General features: G+C 58.8%; 15 protein-coding genes. 10 read left to right on the forward strand and 5 right to left on the reverse strand.

What is annotated here, in order from left to right; translation table 11 throughout:
* Positions 1-20: 20 nt before the first annotated feature.
* Positions 21-1,691, reverse strand: a complete 1,671-nt coding sequence (locus NA619_RS11890; RefSeq protein WP_423836829.1) for a DUF1302 domain-containing protein — start codon at positions 1,689-1,691, stop codon at positions 21-23.
* A gap of 375 nt (positions 1,692-2,066) precedes the next feature.
* On the opposite strand from NA619_RS11890, the gene NA619_RS11895 reads away from it, so the two are divergent.
* The gene (locus tag NA619_RS11895) at positions 2,067-2,909 is read left to right on the forward strand and encodes an SDR family oxidoreductase (protein ID WP_255962065.1); all 843 of its coding nucleotides are present in this window, start codon (positions 2,067-2,069) and stop codon (positions 2,907-2,909) included.
* A gap of 112 nt (positions 2,910-3,021) precedes the next feature.
* A complete protein-coding gene (locus NA619_RS11900) occupies positions 3,022-4,011 on the forward strand; it encodes a DMT family transporter (protein ID WP_255962066.1) in 990 nt (329 codons plus the stop codon).
* Here the strand turns inward: NA619_RS11900 and NA619_RS11905 are convergent.
* Positions 3,915-4,937: an amidohydrolase family protein gene (locus NA619_RS11905; protein WP_255962068.1), complete on the reverse strand. Its 1,023-nt coding sequence runs from the start codon at positions 4,935-4,937 to the stop codon at positions 3,915-3,917. The genes NA619_RS11900 and NA619_RS11905 overlap by 97 nt on opposite strands.
* Before the next feature lie 237 nt (positions 4,938-5,174).
* Here NA619_RS11905 and NA619_RS11910 point away from each other — a divergent pair, with 237 nt between their 5' ends.
* A complete protein-coding gene (locus NA619_RS11910) occupies positions 5,175-6,065 on the forward strand; it encodes a patatin-like phospholipase family protein (protein ID WP_255962069.1) in 891 nt (296 codons plus the stop codon).
* Here NA619_RS11910 and NA619_RS11915 read toward each other — a convergent pair.
* Both NA619_RS11915 and NA619_RS11920 read right to left on the reverse strand, forming a co-directional pair.
* Positions 6,046-6,957 (reverse strand): LysR family transcriptional regulator, encoded by a 912-nt coding sequence (locus tag NA619_RS11915; protein ID WP_255962070.1) that lies wholly within the window; start codon positions 6,955-6,957, stop codon positions 6,046-6,048. The genes NA619_RS11910 and NA619_RS11915 overlap by 20 nt on opposite strands.
* A 205-nt stretch (positions 6,958-7,162) precedes the next feature.
* Positions 7,163-7,831: a TetR/AcrR family transcriptional regulator gene (locus tag NA619_RS11920; protein ID WP_255962071.1), complete on the reverse strand. Its 669-nt coding sequence runs from the start codon at positions 7,829-7,831 to the stop codon at positions 7,163-7,165.
* A 408-nt stretch (positions 7,832-8,239) separates the two neighbouring features.
* On the opposite strand from NA619_RS11920, the gene NA619_RS11925 reads away from it, so the two are divergent.
* The 3 genes from NA619_RS11925 to NA619_RS11935 are packed head-to-tail and all read left to right on the forward strand — an operon-like array spanning position 8,240 to position 10,716.
* Positions 8,240-9,436, forward strand: coding sequence for a phosphotransferase (locus tag NA619_RS11925; protein WP_255962072.1), 1,197 nt, complete (start codon positions 8,240-8,242; stop codon positions 9,434-9,436).
* 52 nt (positions 9,437-9,488) lie between these two features.
* The gene (locus NA619_RS11930) at positions 9,489-9,899 is read left to right on the forward strand and encodes a nuclear transport factor 2 family protein (RefSeq protein ID WP_021208006.1); all 411 of its coding nucleotides are present in this window, start codon (positions 9,489-9,491) and stop codon (positions 9,897-9,899) included.
* Between the two features lie 43 nt (positions 9,900-9,942).
* Positions 9,943-10,716 (forward strand): tyrosine-protein phosphatase, encoded by a 774-nt coding sequence (locus NA619_RS11935; protein WP_255962073.1) that lies wholly within the window; start codon positions 9,943-9,945, stop codon positions 10,714-10,716.
* Between the two features lie 289 nt (positions 10,717-11,005).
* Here NA619_RS11935 and NA619_RS11940 read toward each other — a convergent pair whose 3' ends face one another.
* A complete protein-coding gene (locus tag NA619_RS11940) occupies positions 11,006-12,040 on the reverse strand; it encodes a hypothetical protein (RefSeq protein WP_131647955.1) in 1,035 nt (344 codons plus the stop codon).
* A 371-nt stretch (positions 12,041-12,411) separates the two neighbouring features.
* On the opposite strand from NA619_RS11940, the gene NA619_RS11945 reads away from it, so the two are divergent.
* From NA619_RS11945 to NA619_RS11960, 4 genes are all read left to right on the forward strand, one after another.
* Positions 12,412-13,773 (forward strand): DUF1329 domain-containing protein, encoded by a 1,362-nt coding sequence (locus NA619_RS11945; RefSeq protein ID WP_255962075.1) that lies wholly within the window; start codon positions 12,412-12,414, stop codon positions 13,771-13,773.
* A 125-nt stretch (positions 13,774-13,898) separates the two neighbouring features.
* Positions 13,899-14,702: an SDR family NAD(P)-dependent oxidoreductase gene (locus NA619_RS11950; RefSeq protein ID WP_255962076.1), complete on the forward strand. Its 804-nt coding sequence runs from the start codon at positions 13,899-13,901 to the stop codon at positions 14,700-14,702.
* Positions 14,703-14,761: 59 nt separating this feature from the next.
* Positions 14,762-16,492, forward strand: a complete 1,731-nt coding sequence (locus NA619_RS11955) for an FAD-dependent oxidoreductase (protein ID WP_255962077.1) — start codon at positions 14,762-14,764, stop codon at positions 16,490-16,492.
* A gap of 75 nt (positions 16,493-16,567) precedes the next feature.
* A complete protein-coding gene (locus tag NA619_RS11960; protein ID WP_255962078.1) occupies positions 16,568-17,896 on the forward strand; it encodes an MFS transporter in 1,329 nt (442 codons plus the stop codon).
* Positions 17,897-18,030: the final 134 nt, after the last annotated feature.

Below are 18,030 nucleotides of genomic sequence, written 5' to 3' on the forward strand. Positions count from 1 at the left end.
TTCCCCTTTATTTATATGTTTTAGAAGGAAGTTTTGTAGGTGAATGCAAGCCAACCGCGGTCGGTGGTACCCACCGCACCGTTACCACCAACCCCGCCGTTGAGCAGACTCTTTTCCTGGGCAGAAGTGTCTGCGTAACGCAGGCTAAATTCGTGGCGCTGGATGTAAGTCATTTTTGCACCTACGGACCAAGCTAGGGCTCCTTCGCTACCGCCGCCCGCGCTTGCCGCGTTTCCGCTAATCCCGTAGTTGACGGTAAACGGAACCTCCAGGTCCCAGGACGGGAAGATCGAAAGGTATTGAGGGGTATAGTTCACAGCTACAGCGTAGTAGTCATCGGTCGAGCAACCGTCTTCCTTGCCTCCCGGGAGGGCCGAACTGCGCGCATCACGACACGCCGCATAACCATCGCCCTTGTAGAGCTCTTCGTGCTTGGTCACCTTGTCCAGATGGCTGTAGGCAAATTCGCCAACCAGGGTCGCGTTGTTGGCAATGAAATTACGGGGTACGCCGTATACTGCGTTGGCTACGAAGTGGATGGTGTTGCCGCGAGGGCCTTCTTCGTCAACAGGGCTTACGCCTGTGGCGTTGAGGGCGCCGTTCTTACGGTAGGAAAGATCCATACCCACCGCAACGGAGTTGAATACGCGAGAAAAGCTGAGACCCGCCAACTTCACGTCACGAGGATGGACGAGTCGGTAATAGCCATCGGCAGCGGCGACCAGCTCGGGAGCGAGCCAAGGCTGATAGTCATCGAACTCGCGATAATAGGCGCCGACCGTGGACTCGATCTGCTCGAGGTTGAGCTTACCCATGATCCCCCAGTTCGCTGTATCGCGCCCGCGCTTGGTGCTTCGCCGTTCCAGATTGAAGCCCGGCTGGAGCGGGAAGCGATCCGGACCCTCAAAGAAGGGATCTGCTGGACCAAAATATGTACCGCCGTAGGGTAGGCGAGAGTTCTCCCACTCGAAGAATTGCTGCACCGCCACCGAAAGGGTATCGGTCAGCTGGGCCTTGACCGAAATCTGTCCCACCGGCAGAAATACTTCTTTCGTCTCGATGCCAGGGCTGGTGACGGCCTTCACACCGTCGCTAGGTGCCTGCGAATAAGATACGGCATGTGCCCCGAACAGCAGGCCCTCGCCCCAATAGTTGGTATGCCGACCCACTTTGAGGTTAACCGGCACCGGCCCAACGTTGAAATTGGTCCAGATAAATGCGTCAAGGATCTCGCCGGAAGGACCATGAACATAGCGATCGACTTCCGAGCTGTATTTGTTGCCGTTATAACTTGTCGAGTAGCCAGGAACGTTGCTTTCGACAGTGCCGTCTTTGTAAGCGTCGTCGTACCAGGCTGCCGCGCTTACGCGAGCGCCCCACAGATACTTATAAGCAAAATCGACTTCAGTCAGCAGATCGACGCGATTTGTCACGATATCGCCTTTATCGAACTTGCCATCCGACTCGTCCGTCGTCGGCGTGTTCATGATGCGATTGTCCTGATCCTCCATCCGAACGCCAAGGTTGTAGCGGATGGTGTTATCGAAGCGCAGACGGTAATCAGGGTTACCCAGATCAATTTCCATTGCGCAAACGCTTCCTGCGCCACCGAGCACAGCAACCGCCAGGGCGATGCGGGTTAGCTGCGAGGGCTGAGTTCTAAAGCGGCGGGATTCTTTCATCGTTGTCATCCTTTTATTTTTATTTTTCAGTGGCTTACACCGAAACGTGTTCAACCTGAGAAGCCTTCCTACGCCTGGCGAAACCGTTGCGATCGCTGTGCGTATAAACCGCATGGGTAACTAAATCCCGATGCTCATGGGCAACCCTAGCGGATATCTCTCTATAATTCCACATAGAGATTTAGATTCTTTATCTAGAATTTATTGTCAGCCTTACTACCAAATCCACAATCAGCAGCGAGGCTTACGACCATGAATATGGACATTTATCATAAATTCGTTCATTTTTCTTCCTGAGAGAGGTTTTTTTTCACGAACCAGAACGGCGAATCCAGTGCGGCTTCGGCCGGCCTATCAGGCGGACATACACAGACAGGTATTTAAATGAACATTGATCTGAGTAACAAACGCGTCATTGTCACTGGCGCCTCTCGAGGTATCGGCTTGGCTATCGCGCGCGCATTTGCCGCTGAAGGTGCGCGCGTCGCGATCTGCGCGAGATCCCTGGAAGCAGTAGAAGCAGCCGGCCAGGAGCTTGCCGAAAAAGCCGCTAGCGTGATCGCACGCGCGGTCGACGTAGCCGACACGGACGGCGTGCGCCGCTTCGTCGATGAGGTGGCCGAGACCTGGGGCGGCGTGGATGTACTGGTGAACAATGCTGGGCAGGGCCGTAGCGGAAATATCGATACCCTGACCCCTGAAACGATTCTGGAACACGCCAATATCCTACAGATGGGGCATTTCCGTTTCGTTCAGGCTGTGGTGCCTCATATGCGCAAGCAGAACTGGGGGCGCATCGTCGAAATCAATGCGCTGGCGGGGACCATTCCGACACCCGACGGCATTCCATCGGTGATCAACCGTGCGTCCTGCGTTGCCCTGTCCAAGTCGCTAGGCATGTCGTTGGCGAAGGAAAACATCCTGGTGAACAGCCTGAACATGGGCTGGATCGATACCGGCCAGTGGGACCGCCACTACAAAGAAATGGGCCCCGGCGTGAGCCGCGAGGAATTCGACGAAATGGTCATGAAAGTAGTGCCGGTTGGCCGTTACGGTAAACCCGAGGACGTCTCCGGTATGGTGCTGTTCCTGTCCAGCGAGTATGCGAGTTTCATCAGCGCCGCATCTATCGACATCGCCGGCGGCATGGGCGGGCAGATTGCATACTTCCCTACGCTCAAGCGCGACTTCGCCGCCGCCATTAAGGAACGAAACGCCGCCAAGTGATAGAGCGGCCCACCGCCCCTCGCTGATCTCATGACGGTCAATGTTTCGTTATCTGGCGAGGTATCACGAGCACTCGCTGGCATCGCTGGCGCTGACATACTCAGGACGCTCCATGCCAGGTTTGTTGAACCTGTTGTTGCCGGTTCTTGCCACGCTGATATGGGCTGCCAGCACCGTAGTGAATCGAATTGCCGTAGGTCTGATAGACCCTGCAGCCATTTCGTTCTACCGCTGGCTCGTTGCAGCCGTTGTGATAACACCCTTCGTGTTGACGACGGCCTGGAGCGTTCGGCGAACTATTCGGACACATCTTGCAAAATTGTTCGCTCTAGGTTGCCTTGGCATGTCGCTGTACCAGTCGCTGGCCTATTTCGCCGCTTACAGCGTCACCGCTACGTCTATGGGTCTGATTCTGGCAACCATGCCCATGCTGACGGTCCTGCTGGCCATTGCGCTGTTACGCGCCAGGCCTACGGTGGGGACGCTTGCAGGCGCGCTCATATCCTTTCTCGGGCTGGCCTGGTTGATCAGCACCGGCGACCTGGCTGCGCTCTTTCGCCAAGGCATGGGCAAAGGCGAGTTCATGATGCTGATGGCGTCCTTGTCCTATGCGCTCTATTGCGTGCTGGTCAAGCGATGGCAAATTCCATTGCCCACCTGGGTGTCGCTGTACGTGCAAATACTTTGCGGTACGTTGGTACTGCTGCCGCCTTTCGTACTGGCGCCTTCGGCTGCGTTGACCCGCGATAATTTGCCATTGGTTCTTTTCGCCGGGCTGTTTGCGTCGGCCATGGCGCCAGGGCTATGGATGCGCGGACTCGTCTCGCTGGGTGCGGAAAAAACCGCCGCGCTGATGAATCTGGTGCCGCTGTTCACGGCCATGCTGGCAATCATGCTGCTCGGCGAGACTCTGCATCTCTACCACGCAGTAGGCGGCGGCCTGATCCTGTTCGGCATAGCCCTGGGGCAGATGAGCCAGCGACGCGTAGCTGACTCACCGCTGCCTCAAACGACCGGCACGGACACATCCAGCTTGAGCAGCTCAATGGCATTGCCGCTGCGGATGCGCTCCCGTTCAGCCTCGGACAAACCCAGGCCATGAGTCAGGTCGCCATGATCGTAGGCGCCGCCGAAATTGGTGCCGTATAGCAGGCGATCCGCGCCGACTACTTCCGCTACCCCACGCCGCAAGCCCGGCGCATGCACGTCCAGATCGAAATAAAAATTGGGCATGTATTCCATCAAGGGTCGCTTGTTGCGGCTGTCCGGCGCCATCGCGCGGTTGAGCTCGCTTAGCCGCCCGAGCTGAAACACAGCCATGCCGCCGGCATGGGTTATGTAGGTTTTCAGGTTGGGGAATACGTCCAGCGCGCCGCCGCATATCAGATACCAGAAGAACAATGTCTCATCGACGCAATCGCCAATGATCGAGGTGGTTTCGAATTTGTCATCGGTATGCTTTTCGCCCCAGTAAATTGACTGGTTGAAGCCATGCACCATGATCGGCACGTCGAGCTGAGAAAGCTTCTCCCAAACCGAGAATAGCTGCTCGTCATACGCTTGCAGTCCATTGAAATTGGCCCCACCTACGCAGACGCCGCGTGCGCCCAGCTGACGCACGGCGCGATCGATTTCCTTCGCTGCCGCCTCCGGGTCCGCCAGGTTGGCGTGGCACCAGAAATCGAAATGCTCCGGGTCCTTGCGACAGAACGCAGACAATTCGTCATTACAAACACGCGCATATTCGTTTGCGAAGTCGCCCGCCCAGTACATGAAGCAATGGGACGGGGTGGACATGACAAGTTTGTCGACGCCCCGCTCAGCCATCAGCTTGCGTCGGCTTTCGTGGGTCATTCGGGCAAGGAGGTTGGCCTGAGCTTCCTCATCCGAAGACGCTTTGGCGGGCTGCTTGGTACCGAGCGCAAAGTGCCCCACCGTAAGCCCCTGGACCTTCATGAAAGGTCCCCAGAATTCGTGGCGGTTGAACATTCCTTCGGTCAACAAATGAGCGTGGACATCGATCAGCATGGCATTCCAATCCTTTTCTTGTTTGAGGGTCCCCTTAGGGATTTCTCGGTTCTGATTACGCCTGCACTAGAACATGCGCACCAGCAGAATATAGACATATACTCAATATATGTTCACAAGAATAGATACCAGAGGCAGAACATCCGCACTGTCACCCGAACATCACCCGCGTGATGGCATGCTCTGATGACGCTCTGGTAATGCCCACCTACCTCTGTATGCCAAGGACAAACAGCCATGTTTACCGACCATTCCCTGGTTTTAGGCGGCGGCGGAATCACCGGTATCGCCTGGATGACCGGCCTGCTGCTGGGCTTGGACGAAATGGGCGTTGACCTGCGTGAGTGCGGCAAGATGCTTGGGACATCAGCCGGCGCCACGGTCGCGGCGCAGATCCGCGAAGATAGCGATCTCTGGGAACTGTACGAGCGTCAGGTCAACGCATCGAAACAGGTTCAGGAACTCGCGCCTCAAATACGACTGCTGCGATTACTGCCTTTGGCAATTGCCGTATTGCCAAAGCTGAATGCTCCCATCGAGCGCACCAAGCGAATTGGTCAGCTGGCGCTACGAGCCGGGGCCGGGAATGCACAAGCCAGGCAGTCAGTCATTGCGGCCCGGCTGCATCCTCGACAGGACTGGCCAGCCAAGCCTATGGCCGTTGTCACTGTCGATGTGCTGACTGGCGAAACCAGAATTTTCGACCGGCACTCCGGCGTGGCACTGGCCGATGCGGTTGCTGCAAGCTGCGCCGTGCCCGGTATCTGGCCGCCCGTGAATATTGGCGGACAGAATTACATGGACGGTGGGATCCGAAGCTCGAGCAATGCCGATCTGGCCGAGCGTTCATCAGGAGTGATCATCTTGTCGCCCCTTGGTGTGCGCCAAGGAATTCCTGGCCGCACGCTGGCCAAGCAAATAGCGAAGCTCGAGCAGTCCGGGACGCGCGTTCAGGTTATCGGCCCTGACAGGGCAGCGGCAGCGGCGATGGGCAGAAACCCGCTGAATCCGGCACGGCGCGCCATCGCTGCGCAGGCCGGCAGAGCGCAAGGCCATCTGATCGCGACCGCATCGAGCAATATTGGCGTTGAGCCGACATGCGGATCACTCAGGATGCGCACGCCATGATGAGGAACTGGCGAAACGCTTCAGCCGGTTGCGGCAACTCCGTCTCGCGGCGCCAGATCAAGCCCAGTTCCATGGGTGGGATGGCGTCAACCAGGGGCCGCGCCTCAATCTTCTTGCCTTCCAGCGACCAGGCCCGATAGAGCATGTCGGAGAGAATCGTAACGCCGAAGCCATGGGCGACCAGCCCTCGCAATCCTTCCATCGAAGACGTCCGGAACGCCACATTCGGCTCCAGACTACGAGAACTCCAGTAGCGATACGTGGAGCTCTCCCCTTCATCCACGGTGGGCAGAATGTAAGGATGACGCGCCACGTCTTCGAGTGTAATAACCGAGGCTTGCATCAGCGGGTGTTCGCTGGCGAGCCACAATTGGCGTCGCGAGCGAATCAGCACCTGATGCTCGAAACGCTGCAGGTTCTCGGTATTGGAGACGATGGAAAGCCCCATATCCAACCGTCCCGCAGCAATGGCGTCTTCGATGACAGGCCGATCCATATCGACCAGATCGATTTCCACCTGCGGATAGCTCCGCTTGAACCGCGCCAGCAGCGACGGCAGAAAATAGCCGAGCACCGTGTAAGAAGCCCCGACGCGAATCACCCCTTGGATCGAATGGCTCAGAAAAAGCGGCTCGCTGAGCGCGTCCTGCAGCGTGTCGAGAATATGGCCCGCATGCTGGGCGAACTTATGCCCCTCTGCGGTCAGGGTGACGCCGTAAGGCAGCCGGTCGAACAACCGAACGCCCAATGTCTGTTCAAGTTGCAGAACGGCGGCGGTAATGGCCGATTGCGATACATGCACCTTCACCGCTGCCTGGGAAAGCTGCCCTGCCTCAGCCGCGGCCATGAAGTAGCGCAGCTGGCGCATCGATATGTCTTTGCCCTTCGCCATCCCGTTACCCTTCACCAACTCAGTGCGACCACTCAGGCTAGTCGCGCACCATACAGCGAACGCAAGATTCGGTCACGGTGTCGAGCAGGCGTTATAAGCGCAGCCCACGTTACGCTCTATGACGTAACGGTGAGATGACCATGAGCGCTCCAATGAATCGAGCGCCCCTAACGAGACCTGCGCGAAACCCGGCAGAACGCGATGATCAATCGGCGCGAGGGCTGCGCGGTTCTTCTCCTTGCGTCGCGACGATGCTGGCCAGAATGAAATCGGCACAGTGTTTGCGCCAGGTTTCCATACCTTCCTCGGAAGCAGTATCGAGGCCGACCAGCGCTGAGGTGGAGTAAGCGTTGGTAAACCAGCCGGTAGCGATGAGAGCCGCGGTGGCAAGCAGCAGCCGAGGCTGGGTGTCCGGCTTGAAACTACGGCATTCAATGCCTCGCTGGACGATCCTGCCAACCTTATCGACCAGGGCCGGTGCCAGTTCCAGGAAGCGGTTGCGCGGCGTTTGATTGTAATCGTGATAGCGAACGCCCTCCTGCGCCAACCTGGCGAGCAAGGGATCGTTGCGATATTGATCGAAGATGTGGTTGAGCAAGGCTCGAAGCGCTTGCGTCGGGGTCAGCTGCTCGACATCGAAATCGACCCACCCGGTCATGAGTCTGTCAGAGGTTTCGTCAAGCACCGCGACAAACAGGCCTTCCTTCGATCCGTAATAGTGGAAGATCAGCTGTTTGGTAACGCCAGCATTGCGGGCTATTTCGTCAATACGCCCGCCGGCCAGTCCCTTGTTGCAAAACTCCTGATGCGCGGCGGCAAGCATTCGGCTCATTGTCTGACGTTTATCGGACTTCGAGCGGGTCTGTGTTTGCATCTGCAACGCTCCTTTGCCACGACATCAGGCGGTTTTATATATATGCAACACGTTGCCATGTTGGCTACGCGCGAGCCGTCTTTTTGTTTTACCAATAGTCAACCGCCAGTGTTTCCGGTTTGGTAAAACTTGATATAGCCCCGGCGCCTTCGAGCAGGTCCGATTGACCAACGCCCTCAAGTATCCACCACAGCTATTTTCCGATGAGCATTTCGAGACTCCAAAACAAACACGCATTTGACCGCCGGTCAAACAACTCAAGCGTATCGAGAGCGTGTTTGCCTTGTTGACGCAGCGCGCCTGATCAACACTCGGGTTTACGCCGAATACGTGAGTAAGTGCGTTTCCGCTGTCGTACGGTTTCTACAGGAAGCCGCTTATATTTCGCCTTCAGAGATAAAAACAAAAATGACCAGTATCGAAGAGTTGCGCACGGCGCGCCCTTATCCTGCACGTCAGGGCAGGCTCCCGCGTCACCTGCAAGACGTTACGCCCCATTGGTTGACGAGCCTGCTTCAGAACCGCTATCCCGGCATCGTGGTAAATGACTTTGAAGAAATTCAGATTCGAAACGGCCATACCACCAAGCTACGGCTCGCGCTAGACCTCAACGAGATTGGCCTGGCCGCTGGCATTCCGCGCAACGTTTGCCTCAAGTCCAACTGGTCGGAAGGGTTCGAGAGCGGCGAGATCTGCGAGTTGGAGGCACGCTTCTACCACTTCATGCGCGAGCGTCTGCACACGCCGGTGCCGGACAGCTATTTTTCCGACTGGGATGGCGATGGTGGGGGTCGGGGCGTCGTCGTGATGGAAGACCTCGGAATGGCGCCAGGCCAGTTCGGTCACAGTACCCATCACCTCGGCGTCGATGGCGTGGCCCAGGGGCTGGAGTCACTGGCGATGTTGCATGCCGCACTGTGGGGAAGTTCTGAGCTCAAGGCACAGAGCTGGCTGCCCACGTCCATGGATCACCCGGTCGACTACGATCAGTTTTTACGCATGTACGACTACATTCGGCTGAACCTGCGCAAGCCTGAGTACCAGGCCATCCTGCCGAAATGGATGTATGAAACACCGGAGCTGTTTGGGCATGCCTTTGACGAGTTGCGCGCTTATGAACTTGCGCAGGAGACCCCCATCTGCCTGGTTCATGGCGATTCTCACCAGGGCAACAGCTTTCTGCGCGACAGCGGCGAGCGGGTCTGGCTTGATTGGCAGCTTGTGCGCAAGGGGCGGCCATGGCGCGATATTGCCTATTTCATGCTCGGGGCGCTGACAATCGAGGAGCGGCGGGCTTCGGCCTGGGATCTGGTCAAGGTCTACCGCGAGAAGCTGATCAGCCTGGGCGCCGAAGGCGTACTTGGACAGGACGCCGCCTGGGAACAATTTCGCCGCTGGCCCATGTATGGCATGCAGGCATGGCTGGCCAATGTCGATGAGTGGGGCCAGGACGGGCGCATCATGGTGGAGCGATTCTTCGCCGCGGCGGAGGATTTCGAAACCGTAAAAACGCTGACCGCCGGCAAAGCGCCACGCCGCCACGTGAAGCTGGGCGAGGGCGCGCGCCAGGTTCTCCCGCAGTTCCGGCATTTGCTGGACGATTGATGGCTTGGATCATCGTGTAACGAACAAAAACAATAAACGGAGTGCAATCGAAATGACGACGCAACTGAATGCTGAAAGTATCCAACGTTTTATGAAGGGCCAGGTCTCGGCATGGAACGCCCACGATCGCGAGGCCTTTCTTGACTGCTATCGCCAAATAGCGCCTGAGTCGCTGGTCATCGAATATGCTGGTCGCACTGACACGCGTGATGGCTGGTTTATCCTCGAAGAGATGTTCGACAAGCACAATGCGGATATTTCTCTGGAAGTGGTGGAGACCATCTACAACGGCAACGACGTTGCGGCTCATCATCGCAATTGCCTGAATGGTACCGGGCTGGCCATTGAAAGCATCGAAACCTACCGTTTCTCACCAGGCAAACTACAGGTGTGCTATTTCCTTAAACCGCCGGTGACCGACAACCTGGATCTCACGCAATTTCGGGGATTCGCCTCCGCTTGATCACATTAGGCGAACGTTCGAGCATTCAGATATGAGAGCCCCGATGAATCTGCAGTTAGCAGGCACCGATAATTTTCGTAGTCTCAAAGGCTTGCCGGCCCATGACGGCCGGCGCATCGCCGGGCATACGTTGCTACGGTCCGACCAGCTGCACATGCTTGGCACCGAGGGCTGGGGAATCCTCAAGACCCTTGGCGTAAAGACCGTATGTGACCTGCGTAGCGAGGGTGAGCGCCAGCGGACGCCGAACAATCTGCCTGCAGAACTTGAGCAGCTGGCACTTGAGGTCACCGGCGACATGCGCGCCGACAAAAGCGTGTCGAGTTTGTTGATTGAAAGCCCGGATCTTGCCGGCGCCGAGGCCATGATGTTCGAGGTATACCGGCGTCTGCCGGGCATGCTGGCGCCGCATCTGCCGAAACTGTTCGGGTTGTTCGAGACGGGTAAGGTGCCCGTGCTGGTTCATTGCGCAGCGGGCAAGGACCGCACCGGTTTTGCCGTCGCGGTTATTCTTCACGCGCTCGGCGTAGCGCGGGAAGTCATTGTCGCTGACTATCAGCTGTCGGCCCGCCGAATGGTCGACGCCAGCGACGTCCGGCGAGAGCTGATGAGTACGCTGGTCAGCAACATGATCGGCAAGCCCTGTCCTGACGAAGCGGTCGACGCGATCATGGATGCCCGCCCCGAGTACCTGCAAACGGCCTACGACTGCGTGGACAAGCACTATGGATCGATGGACGCCTATATCGAGACGTGTGTCGGCCTGGATGCGTCGGGCCTGAATAGTCTCAGGGACCGTTATCTCACCGCTGACTGATGCCCGACTGACCGTTCGTAGCCGATCCTTCCCTCTTAAGCACATTCCCCCCGATGGCGTTCGGGCGATTGCTTGCGAATTCGCCCCTGGAGCGTTTCGCCACATGGCGTCGGTGTGGTGTGTAAGCAGGGCACTGCTGCAAAAAAAAGCTGCTCCCCCCGAGGGGTTGAGCAGCGAAACACCAGTCGCTCCTGGTTCATTGGGCTCGCTCACCACTTCGGGCAAATCGAGCCGCTGACTCGTACCGCTTAATCAGCCATCGCAGCAGGCCGCTTCGCCCGCTGCGCGATTAGTTGATATCGCTGCCGGGGACGTTGCGTGCCGCGCCATTGCGCCGGTCCGATTCACCCCAGGCCACCCAGTGATCCGGCTCGCGAGTATCACCCACTCGCCGCCAGCGGCCTTCCTGCTGTGCTGTGACGGGAAAGCCGCCAACGAAGTCGATCATTTCGCCGCGCGGATCGGGCAGGAATTCCCATTCTTCACGGCCGTCCAGCGTGATTTTGGCAGCCTCCAGAAAGTAGCTCCCGTCCTTGTGCTTGGTTACGCATTCGATGTCGGTGGTGGTACGCACTTCGCCCTTTTCATTCTGGAAAATCGCGTAGCCGAGGTGGTCATGGCCAACCATGAACGAGCCGACATCGTAGGTGCCGTCCTTGTAGACCGTGGCAAAGGACCACCACAGCACGTGCATCTTGTTGTTCACCACCAGGTCTTTCTTGAAGTGAATCGCGCCGCCCTCGGCCATGTACACCTGGTCGAGCAGGATGGCGCCCTTGACCGGACGCCCTTCGCAGACGCCGCTGACATCCCAGATCTGGGAAACGTAAAAGGTGCCCCACTCGACGCCCGGCAAGTACCACTGCATACCGTTGCCGAGCAGGCGGCCTTCGAGCTGGAACAGGTTGTTCTCTTTCCAGGTGAAGGTTTCGCTGTTGGCGGTCAATTCCCATGGATGGCCGACGTCATCCGGCTGGTTGGTCCAGCGGACGGTATCGCCTTGCAGCGACAACGCCGGAGCCGGCGTCACGCCGCGTTCCGCCATGCGTGCCTGGTCCATGCGGATGTTCTTGCCGTCGATGCGGGTGGACAGATAGAAGAATTTGGTCGGGTTCGGCGTGCCGGTTGGCGCCATGACCGAACGGGTGAACGAATAGATATGTCCTTCTTCGTCACGAACCGAGCCGAACGGCATGCTCTTGCTCAACTGCAAGCCGAAAAAGCCACGGCCACCATGCATCGACTCGCCGGTCACCTTGTAGGGCGCGACCAGGGTTTGATAGGCGAAATCGCCTCGCTCGGGGATCTTGGAAAAAGTCTTCATCTTTTATCTCTTGTTATTGAGTCGTTGAACGGAGGGTTACGCAGAGGCCTGGACCCGTTCGAATTTAGATACAGACGCCTGAAGAACCAGCTTGCAATAAGGGAAAAATGGAAACATGGGCATGGCTTTAACGTTTGTTCTTATTAAATTCAACGTAACGCCGGTTTCAAATCATCAGGCGCTTCGTGGTTTCGGCTGACGGGGTTCAGGTTAGGACCAACTGCCGTTTTTAACATCACTAAATATCCGCTTTCGTTTTACCGTGGGTGAAACGGTATGAACGGCATGTAAACGCGTATTGGCTAAGTTAGAGGGGCGATGCATCACGTCGTCTTACGGCTCCATATAAATCCAATAAGCGGAGACTGCTCATGATTTCCCGATTCGCGTTAAGCATTGTCTTGACCGGCATTTCCACATTTGCCTGCGCTGCGGTTTCGCCAGAAGAGGCGCAGAAACTGGGTAATACGCTCACCCTGTTCGGGGCAATAAAAGCCGGAAACGCCGAAGGCACTATTCCGCCCTACCAAGGCGGTTTGCGGACCGCTCCAGCGGACTTCGAACCCGGCAAAGCCTGGACCGATCCTTTCCGGGATGAAAAACCGCTGTACCGGATCACCGCACAAAACGTAGATCAGTACGCCGACAAATTGAGCGCGGGGCAGCAAGCCCTGCTAAAAAAATATCCGGACACCTGGTACATGGATGTGTACCCGAGCCATCGCACCGCTGCCTATCCGGATAACGTGCTGAAGGCAACGGTTCGCAACGCCACCGAATGTGCAACCTTCAACGACGGTTTATCGCTTGAAACCGAATGCCGGGGCGGCCTGCCGTTTCCCATCGCCAAGACTGGCCACGAGATGATGTGGAACCAGTTGTTGCGCTACAAAAACGGACCGACTGGCGTCCTGGACGAGCACACCAGCTGGGTGGTCGACTCCAATGGCAACATCACCAAGACGGCGCAACAGCGCGCTTATGAGGAATTTCCGTTCTATCAGACGCATCTGGAGGACCGTGATCCGGAGGTATACGGCCGTGCCTGGTCGATCAACACCGAGCCGGCTCGCCGGGCGGGCGAGATGACCGGTATTTCCGATTTTCTGGACCCGACCGAGAAACCGCGTCGCGCCTGGAGCTATTCGCCAGGTCAGCGCCGCGTCAAGTTGGCGCCGGAGTTCGCCTATGACACGCCGGTAGCGAGCCAGGGCGGCATTTCCCTGTTCGACGAGCTGCAAATGTTTGCCGGCAAGCAGGATCGCTTCGATTTCAAGCTGATAGGACGCCAGGAGATGTACATCCCCTACAACGCCTACAAGTGGTACTTCGGAATCGAAGCGCCCGAGCAGTTCATGAAGAATCACGTTAACCCGGCGGTGGAGCGCTGGGAATTGCACCGCGTCTATGTGGTGGAGGCGACGCTCAAGCCTGGCCAACGCCATGTGTACAGCAAGCGGCGCTATTACATGGACGAGGACACCTTCGGCGCGGGCCTGTACGACGCCTGGGACCAGGAAGGCAATCTGTACCGGACCGTGTACATGGCCGGGGTGCAGATCTATGACAAGAACATTCCCTACGCGACCAAGCTGGCGATCTTCGATTTCAACAAAAACATGTATGGCGTGCTCAACGACTTCCTGACCGGACGCCTGGAGTTTGCGGAGGAGGCACCGTCCAACAGCACGCAGAACCCGGAAGCCATCGTGTCCAAGTACACGCAGCGCTGATCGCGTTGGTATCGCCGGGCTTGTCTGGCGCGTAGCCATGGCCTCGCCGATACGTGGCGCGGCTATTGCGATCCGCGAGGCGCTTCATGCCACACCCGAAAACAACAATGACAGGAGATAAACGGATGCAACGTCTGGCAGGCAAAGTGGCAATCGTAACCGGCGGCGGCGGTGGTATCGGCTCGGCGACCGCGTTGCGCCTGGCGCGTGAAGGCGCGAAAGTCGTGTGCGCCGATATCAATCTGGAAACGGCGCAACGCGCCGCCGATGCGCTGGAGGGCAACGGCTTGGCGCTGCGGTTCGATGCCGCCGATGCCGACAGCATCGAGGCGATGGTGACCCAGACGGTCGAGCACTTCGGTCGGCTGGACATTCTGCACAACAACACCGCGATCACCGACCCGCAGACTCACGGCCAGGACCTCAGTCTGCTGGAAATACCCATGGAGGTATGGCGCAAAACCCTGGACGTGAACCTGACCGGCTACATGCTGACCTGCAGGTTCGCCATTCCCCACATGATCGAAGCGGGCGGCGGGTCGATCATCAACACCGCCTCCGGCTCCGGCACCAAGGGCGATCTGGTGCGAATCGCTTACGGCACCAGCAAGGCCGCGATCATCAATATGACGCGCCACATCGCGACGCAATACGGTCGCCAAGGCGTGCGCTGCAACGCCATCGCACCGGGGGTCATCGTGACGCCTGCGATGGAGGCGACGGCTCCGCAGATCCTTGCCTTTGCGAGCAAGTACGTCCTGACCAAACGCCTCGGCACGCCTGAGGACATAGCGGCGCTGACCGCTTTTCTCGCGTCCGACGAGTCCGGCTACATCACAGGCGAATGCATCGAGATCAATGGCGGCAAGAACAGCTGTCAGCCGCATTTTGCCGAGCTGTATCAACAGACCCGGCAGACGTCGGACTGACCAGCGTACGGGGCAGCACCCTCATCTCGATCAGTTTCAGAAACAACGGAACCTACAGAATGAATGCCAATCCGGTGATTGAAAAAGACGTAGTCGTCGTCGGCTCTGGCGGCAGCGGCATGACCGCAGCGATTGTCGCCGCAACCCAGGGCCTCGACGTTCTGCTGGTAGAAAAGACCGGGCTGTTCGGCGGCACCACCGCGCTTTCCGGTGGCGGCATCTGGGTGCCGTGCAATACCCAGGCGGCCGAGGCCGGTTTGAAAGATGATCCAGAGCAAGCCTTCGCTTACGTTCAGGAAGTGGTGGGGCCGACACTGCGTACCGATCTGCTGCGGGCTTTTCTTGATGCCGCGCCGCGCATGGTCGATTACCTGCACGCGCGTACCTCGGTACGTTTCGCCGTGCAGCGCGGTTTTGCCGACTGGCATCCGCAGGCCAAGGGCTTTTCCGCCGATGGCCGTTTGCTTTGCCCGGTGGAATATGACGGTCGTGAGCTGGGCGAATACTTCGACCAATTACGGCCCCCGCTGACTGAGTTCAACGCGCCGGGCGGCATGATGTTCGGCATTGGCGACATGCCGCACATCGCCAAGGCCACCAAGTCGTTCACCTCGTTCAAACACATCGCCAAGTTGGCGGTGCGCTTTGGCGTGGATCGGCTGAGCTATTCGCGCGGTACGCGGCTGACCATGGGCAATGCCATGGCTGCCCGGCTGCTGCGCTCGGCGATCGATGCCGGGGTGGAGCTGTGGAAAGACACGCCCATGCGCAGCCTGATCCACGAGCATGGCGCGATCAAAGGCGTGGTTGTCGAGCGCGACGGCAAACCGGTGGAAATTCGCACACGCCGTGGCGTCGTGCTGGCCACCGGCGGTTTTTCCGCCAATCCGGACATGCGCAAACAGTACATTCCGTTTGCCGAACACCATGTGTCGCTGGTGCCGGAGGGCAATACCGGCGACGGTTTGCAGCAAGCCCGCGACGCTGGTGGCCGCTTCGATGGCGAAAACCTGAGCAATGCCGGCTGGGTGGTGGTCTCGCTGCTGAGGAAGCCCGACGGCGGAATACGCAAATTTCCGCACCTTTATATGGATCGCGGCAAGCCAGGCTGCATTGCGGTCAACCGGGACGGTAGGCGTTTCGGTAACGAGGCGGCGACCAACCTGGTGGAGCCCATGCACCGCACCGGCTCTGTGCCGGCGCACCTTGTATGCGACCACCCGTTCATCAAGAAATACGGCCTGGGCCTGGTGCGCCCGGGCGGCTTTGGGCTGAAAGGGCTGATCGCCGCCGGCTATATCCTCACCGAGCCGACCCTCGATGCGCTTGCCGCGCGTATCGGCGTCAATCCCGGCAACCTCGCCGACACTGTCGCGCGCTTCAACCAGCAAGCCGCCCGGGGTGTGGATGATGACTTCGGGCGTGGACGGGACAAGGCCGATATGCCTCTGGGCGATCCCAACCACACACCCAATCCCTGCCTCGGGCCGATTCAGCAAGGGCCGTTTTATGCCGTGCAGATATTTCCCGGCGACTCCACCACCACGGTCGGCCTGCGCATAGATGGCAAGGCGCGCGTGCTAGGCGGGAGCGACCAGCCGATTCCCGGTCTGCACGCGGTGGGTCTGGACATGAACTCGCTATGGCGGGGCCGCGCGCCGGGCAACGGCGCGAACAATACGCTCAGCCTGACCTTTGGCTATCTCGCCGGGCTGGCCCTGGCTCAGGACGATGTCCCGCAACCGGCTATCGAGCCTGCCGCGCAGATAGGCGCTGAGCAGCTGAATTGACGCTGTGACATGACCCGCCGGGCGCTTGAAAGCCCGGCTGGGGGTATCGCCATAACAACAACAAGAGGAAGCCACATGGCCGTTTCCGCCGCTAAGCCCCACACCTCTCTGGCTATCGACTGGACAGAGTTCCGCCAGGGATGGCGGGTGCTGCTTCTGGCGCTGCTGGGTATCGCCACTTCGGTCGCCGTCGCGCCCATCTATGCGTTCGGCACGCTGGTGCTGCCGTTACAGGAGGCCTTTGGTTGGTCGCGAGGCGAAATCCAGACGGCGGCGGCCTTTCAGTACGGCAGTTCCATCATCGCCTTTCAGGTTGCCGGCTGGCTGAACAAACGCTACGGGCCGCGTCGCGTGACCCTTTGCTCGCTGATCGCGCTGCCGCTCGCCTACTTCGCCATGGCCCTCAACACCGGCCACTTGTGGCAATTGAATCTGGGCTTTGGTCTGCTGGCGTTTGCCGGGGTGGGCACGCTACACGTGACCTGGACGCAGCTGACCTGCCTCTGGTTCGACAAGAACCGCGGCCTGGCGCTGGCGATCATCCTGTGTGGCACGGGCCTGGCCGCCCTGGTGCTGCCCTCGTTGCTGAGCTGGGCAATCATCCGCTGGGATTGGCGCGCCTGGTTCTGGGGCTTGGCGCTGTTGCCATTGCTGGTGACCTTGCCGCTTTCGTTGCGCTGGTTGAGCACCCGAGGGGCCGTGGAACAGGCGACACAACGATCATCTCTCCCTGCGCAGCCGGACGTCGGACTGACGGGCTTCTCGCTTCGCCAGGCGTTGCACTCGCGGCGCTTCTGGGTCATCAACTGCGCGTTGTTCCTCGCGATCATGGGCATGATGGGCATGATCATCAACGCTGTGCCGATGATGCAGGACAGCGGCCTTTCAGCAACCGAGGCGGCCAAGGTGTTCGGTGCGTTCGGCGTATCGCTGATTTTCGGACGGCTGTTCATCGGCTATCTGATCGACCGGGTGTGGGCGCCTGGGGTGGCCTTTTTCGTCTTGCTGCTTCCCGGCGTCGGCTGCCTGTTGTTCAGCATGGTTGGCGCGCATGTTCCCCTGTTGGTGCTCGCCTGTGTCTTCGCCGGGCTGGGCGCCGGCGCCGAGATGGATATTGCGTCGTATCTGATCGCGCGCTATTTCGGGCTGCGCGACTACAGCCGGGTTTTCGCCTTTCAGATGAGCTTTGGTGCGATCGGCAGCACCATGGCTCCGGCGTTCTTCGGCGCGCTGTTCGAGGCAACCGGCTCCTACCACGCGATGCTGATGTTCTGCATGGTCAGTTTTGGCATCGGTGCGCTGCTGCTCTTGACGTTGGGGCGTTACCCCATACTTCCCACGGCTCCTGGGGAAGTGGCGACAGCCACCGTTACGGATGGGGCGATAACCGAGCCGGCAACCTGAAGCGATGACTGGGGACGGGCACGCAATCGGTACTGGCGTTCGCGCAGTGGCCAAAGAGCTGTGGCCTATTCGCCGTAACACCGCATGACGCACCAAACGCCGCCAGACGGGGCGGCGCCTGGCCAGGCAGACCG

The organism is Stutzerimonas stutzeri (assembly GCF_024448895.1).
In the GTDB taxonomy this organism is placed as follows: domain Bacteria; phylum Pseudomonadota; class Gammaproteobacteria; order Pseudomonadales; family Pseudomonadaceae; genus Stutzerimonas; species Stutzerimonas stutzeri_Q.

Coding starts and splice junctions, on each gene's coding strand:
- NA619_RS11890 (WP_423836829.1), bottom strand. CDS start 1,691: ATGACAACGATGAAAGAATCCCGCCGCTTTAGAACTCAGCCCTCGCAG.
- NA619_RS11895 (WP_255962065.1), top strand. CDS start 2,067: ATGAACATTGATCTGAGTAACAAACGCGTCATTGTCACTGGCGCCTCT.
- NA619_RS11900 (WP_255962066.1), top strand. CDS start 3,022: ATGCCAGGTTTGTTGAACCTGTTGTTGCCGGTTCTTGCCACGCTGATA.
- NA619_RS11905 (WP_255962068.1), bottom strand. CDS start 4,937: ATGCTGATCGATGTCCACGCTCATTTGTTGACCGAAGGAATGTTCAAC.
- NA619_RS11910 (WP_255962069.1), top strand. CDS start 5,175: ATGTTTACCGACCATTCCCTGGTTTTAGGCGGCGGCGGAATCACCGGT.
- NA619_RS11915 (WP_255962070.1), bottom strand. CDS start 6,957: ATGGCGAAGGGCAAAGACATATCGATGCGCCAGCTGCGCTACTTCATG.
- NA619_RS11920 (WP_255962071.1), bottom strand. CDS start 7,831: ATGCAAACACAGACCCGCTCGAAGTCCGATAAACGTCAGACAATGAGC.
- NA619_RS11925 (WP_255962072.1), top strand. CDS start 8,240: ATGACCAGTATCGAAGAGTTGCGCACGGCGCGCCCTTATCCTGCACGT.
- NA619_RS11930 (WP_021208006.1), top strand. CDS start 9,489: ATGACGACGCAACTGAATGCTGAAAGTATCCAACGTTTTATGAAGGGC.
- NA619_RS11935 (WP_255962073.1), top strand. CDS start 9,943: ATGAATCTGCAGTTAGCAGGCACCGATAATTTTCGTAGTCTCAAAGGC.
- NA619_RS11940 (WP_131647955.1), bottom strand. CDS start 12,040: ATGAAGACTTTTTCCAAGATCCCCGAGCGAGGCGATTTCGCCTATCAA.
- NA619_RS11945 (WP_255962075.1), top strand. CDS start 12,412: ATGATTTCCCGATTCGCGTTAAGCATTGTCTTGACCGGCATTTCCACA.
- NA619_RS11950 (WP_255962076.1), top strand. CDS start 13,899: ATGCAACGTCTGGCAGGCAAAGTGGCAATCGTAACCGGCGGCGGCGGT.
- NA619_RS11955 (WP_255962077.1), top strand. CDS start 14,762: ATGAATGCCAATCCGGTGATTGAAAAAGACGTAGTCGTCGTCGGCTCT.
- NA619_RS11960 (WP_255962078.1), top strand. CDS start 16,568: ATGGCCGTTTCCGCCGCTAAGCCCCACACCTCTCTGGCTATCGACTGG.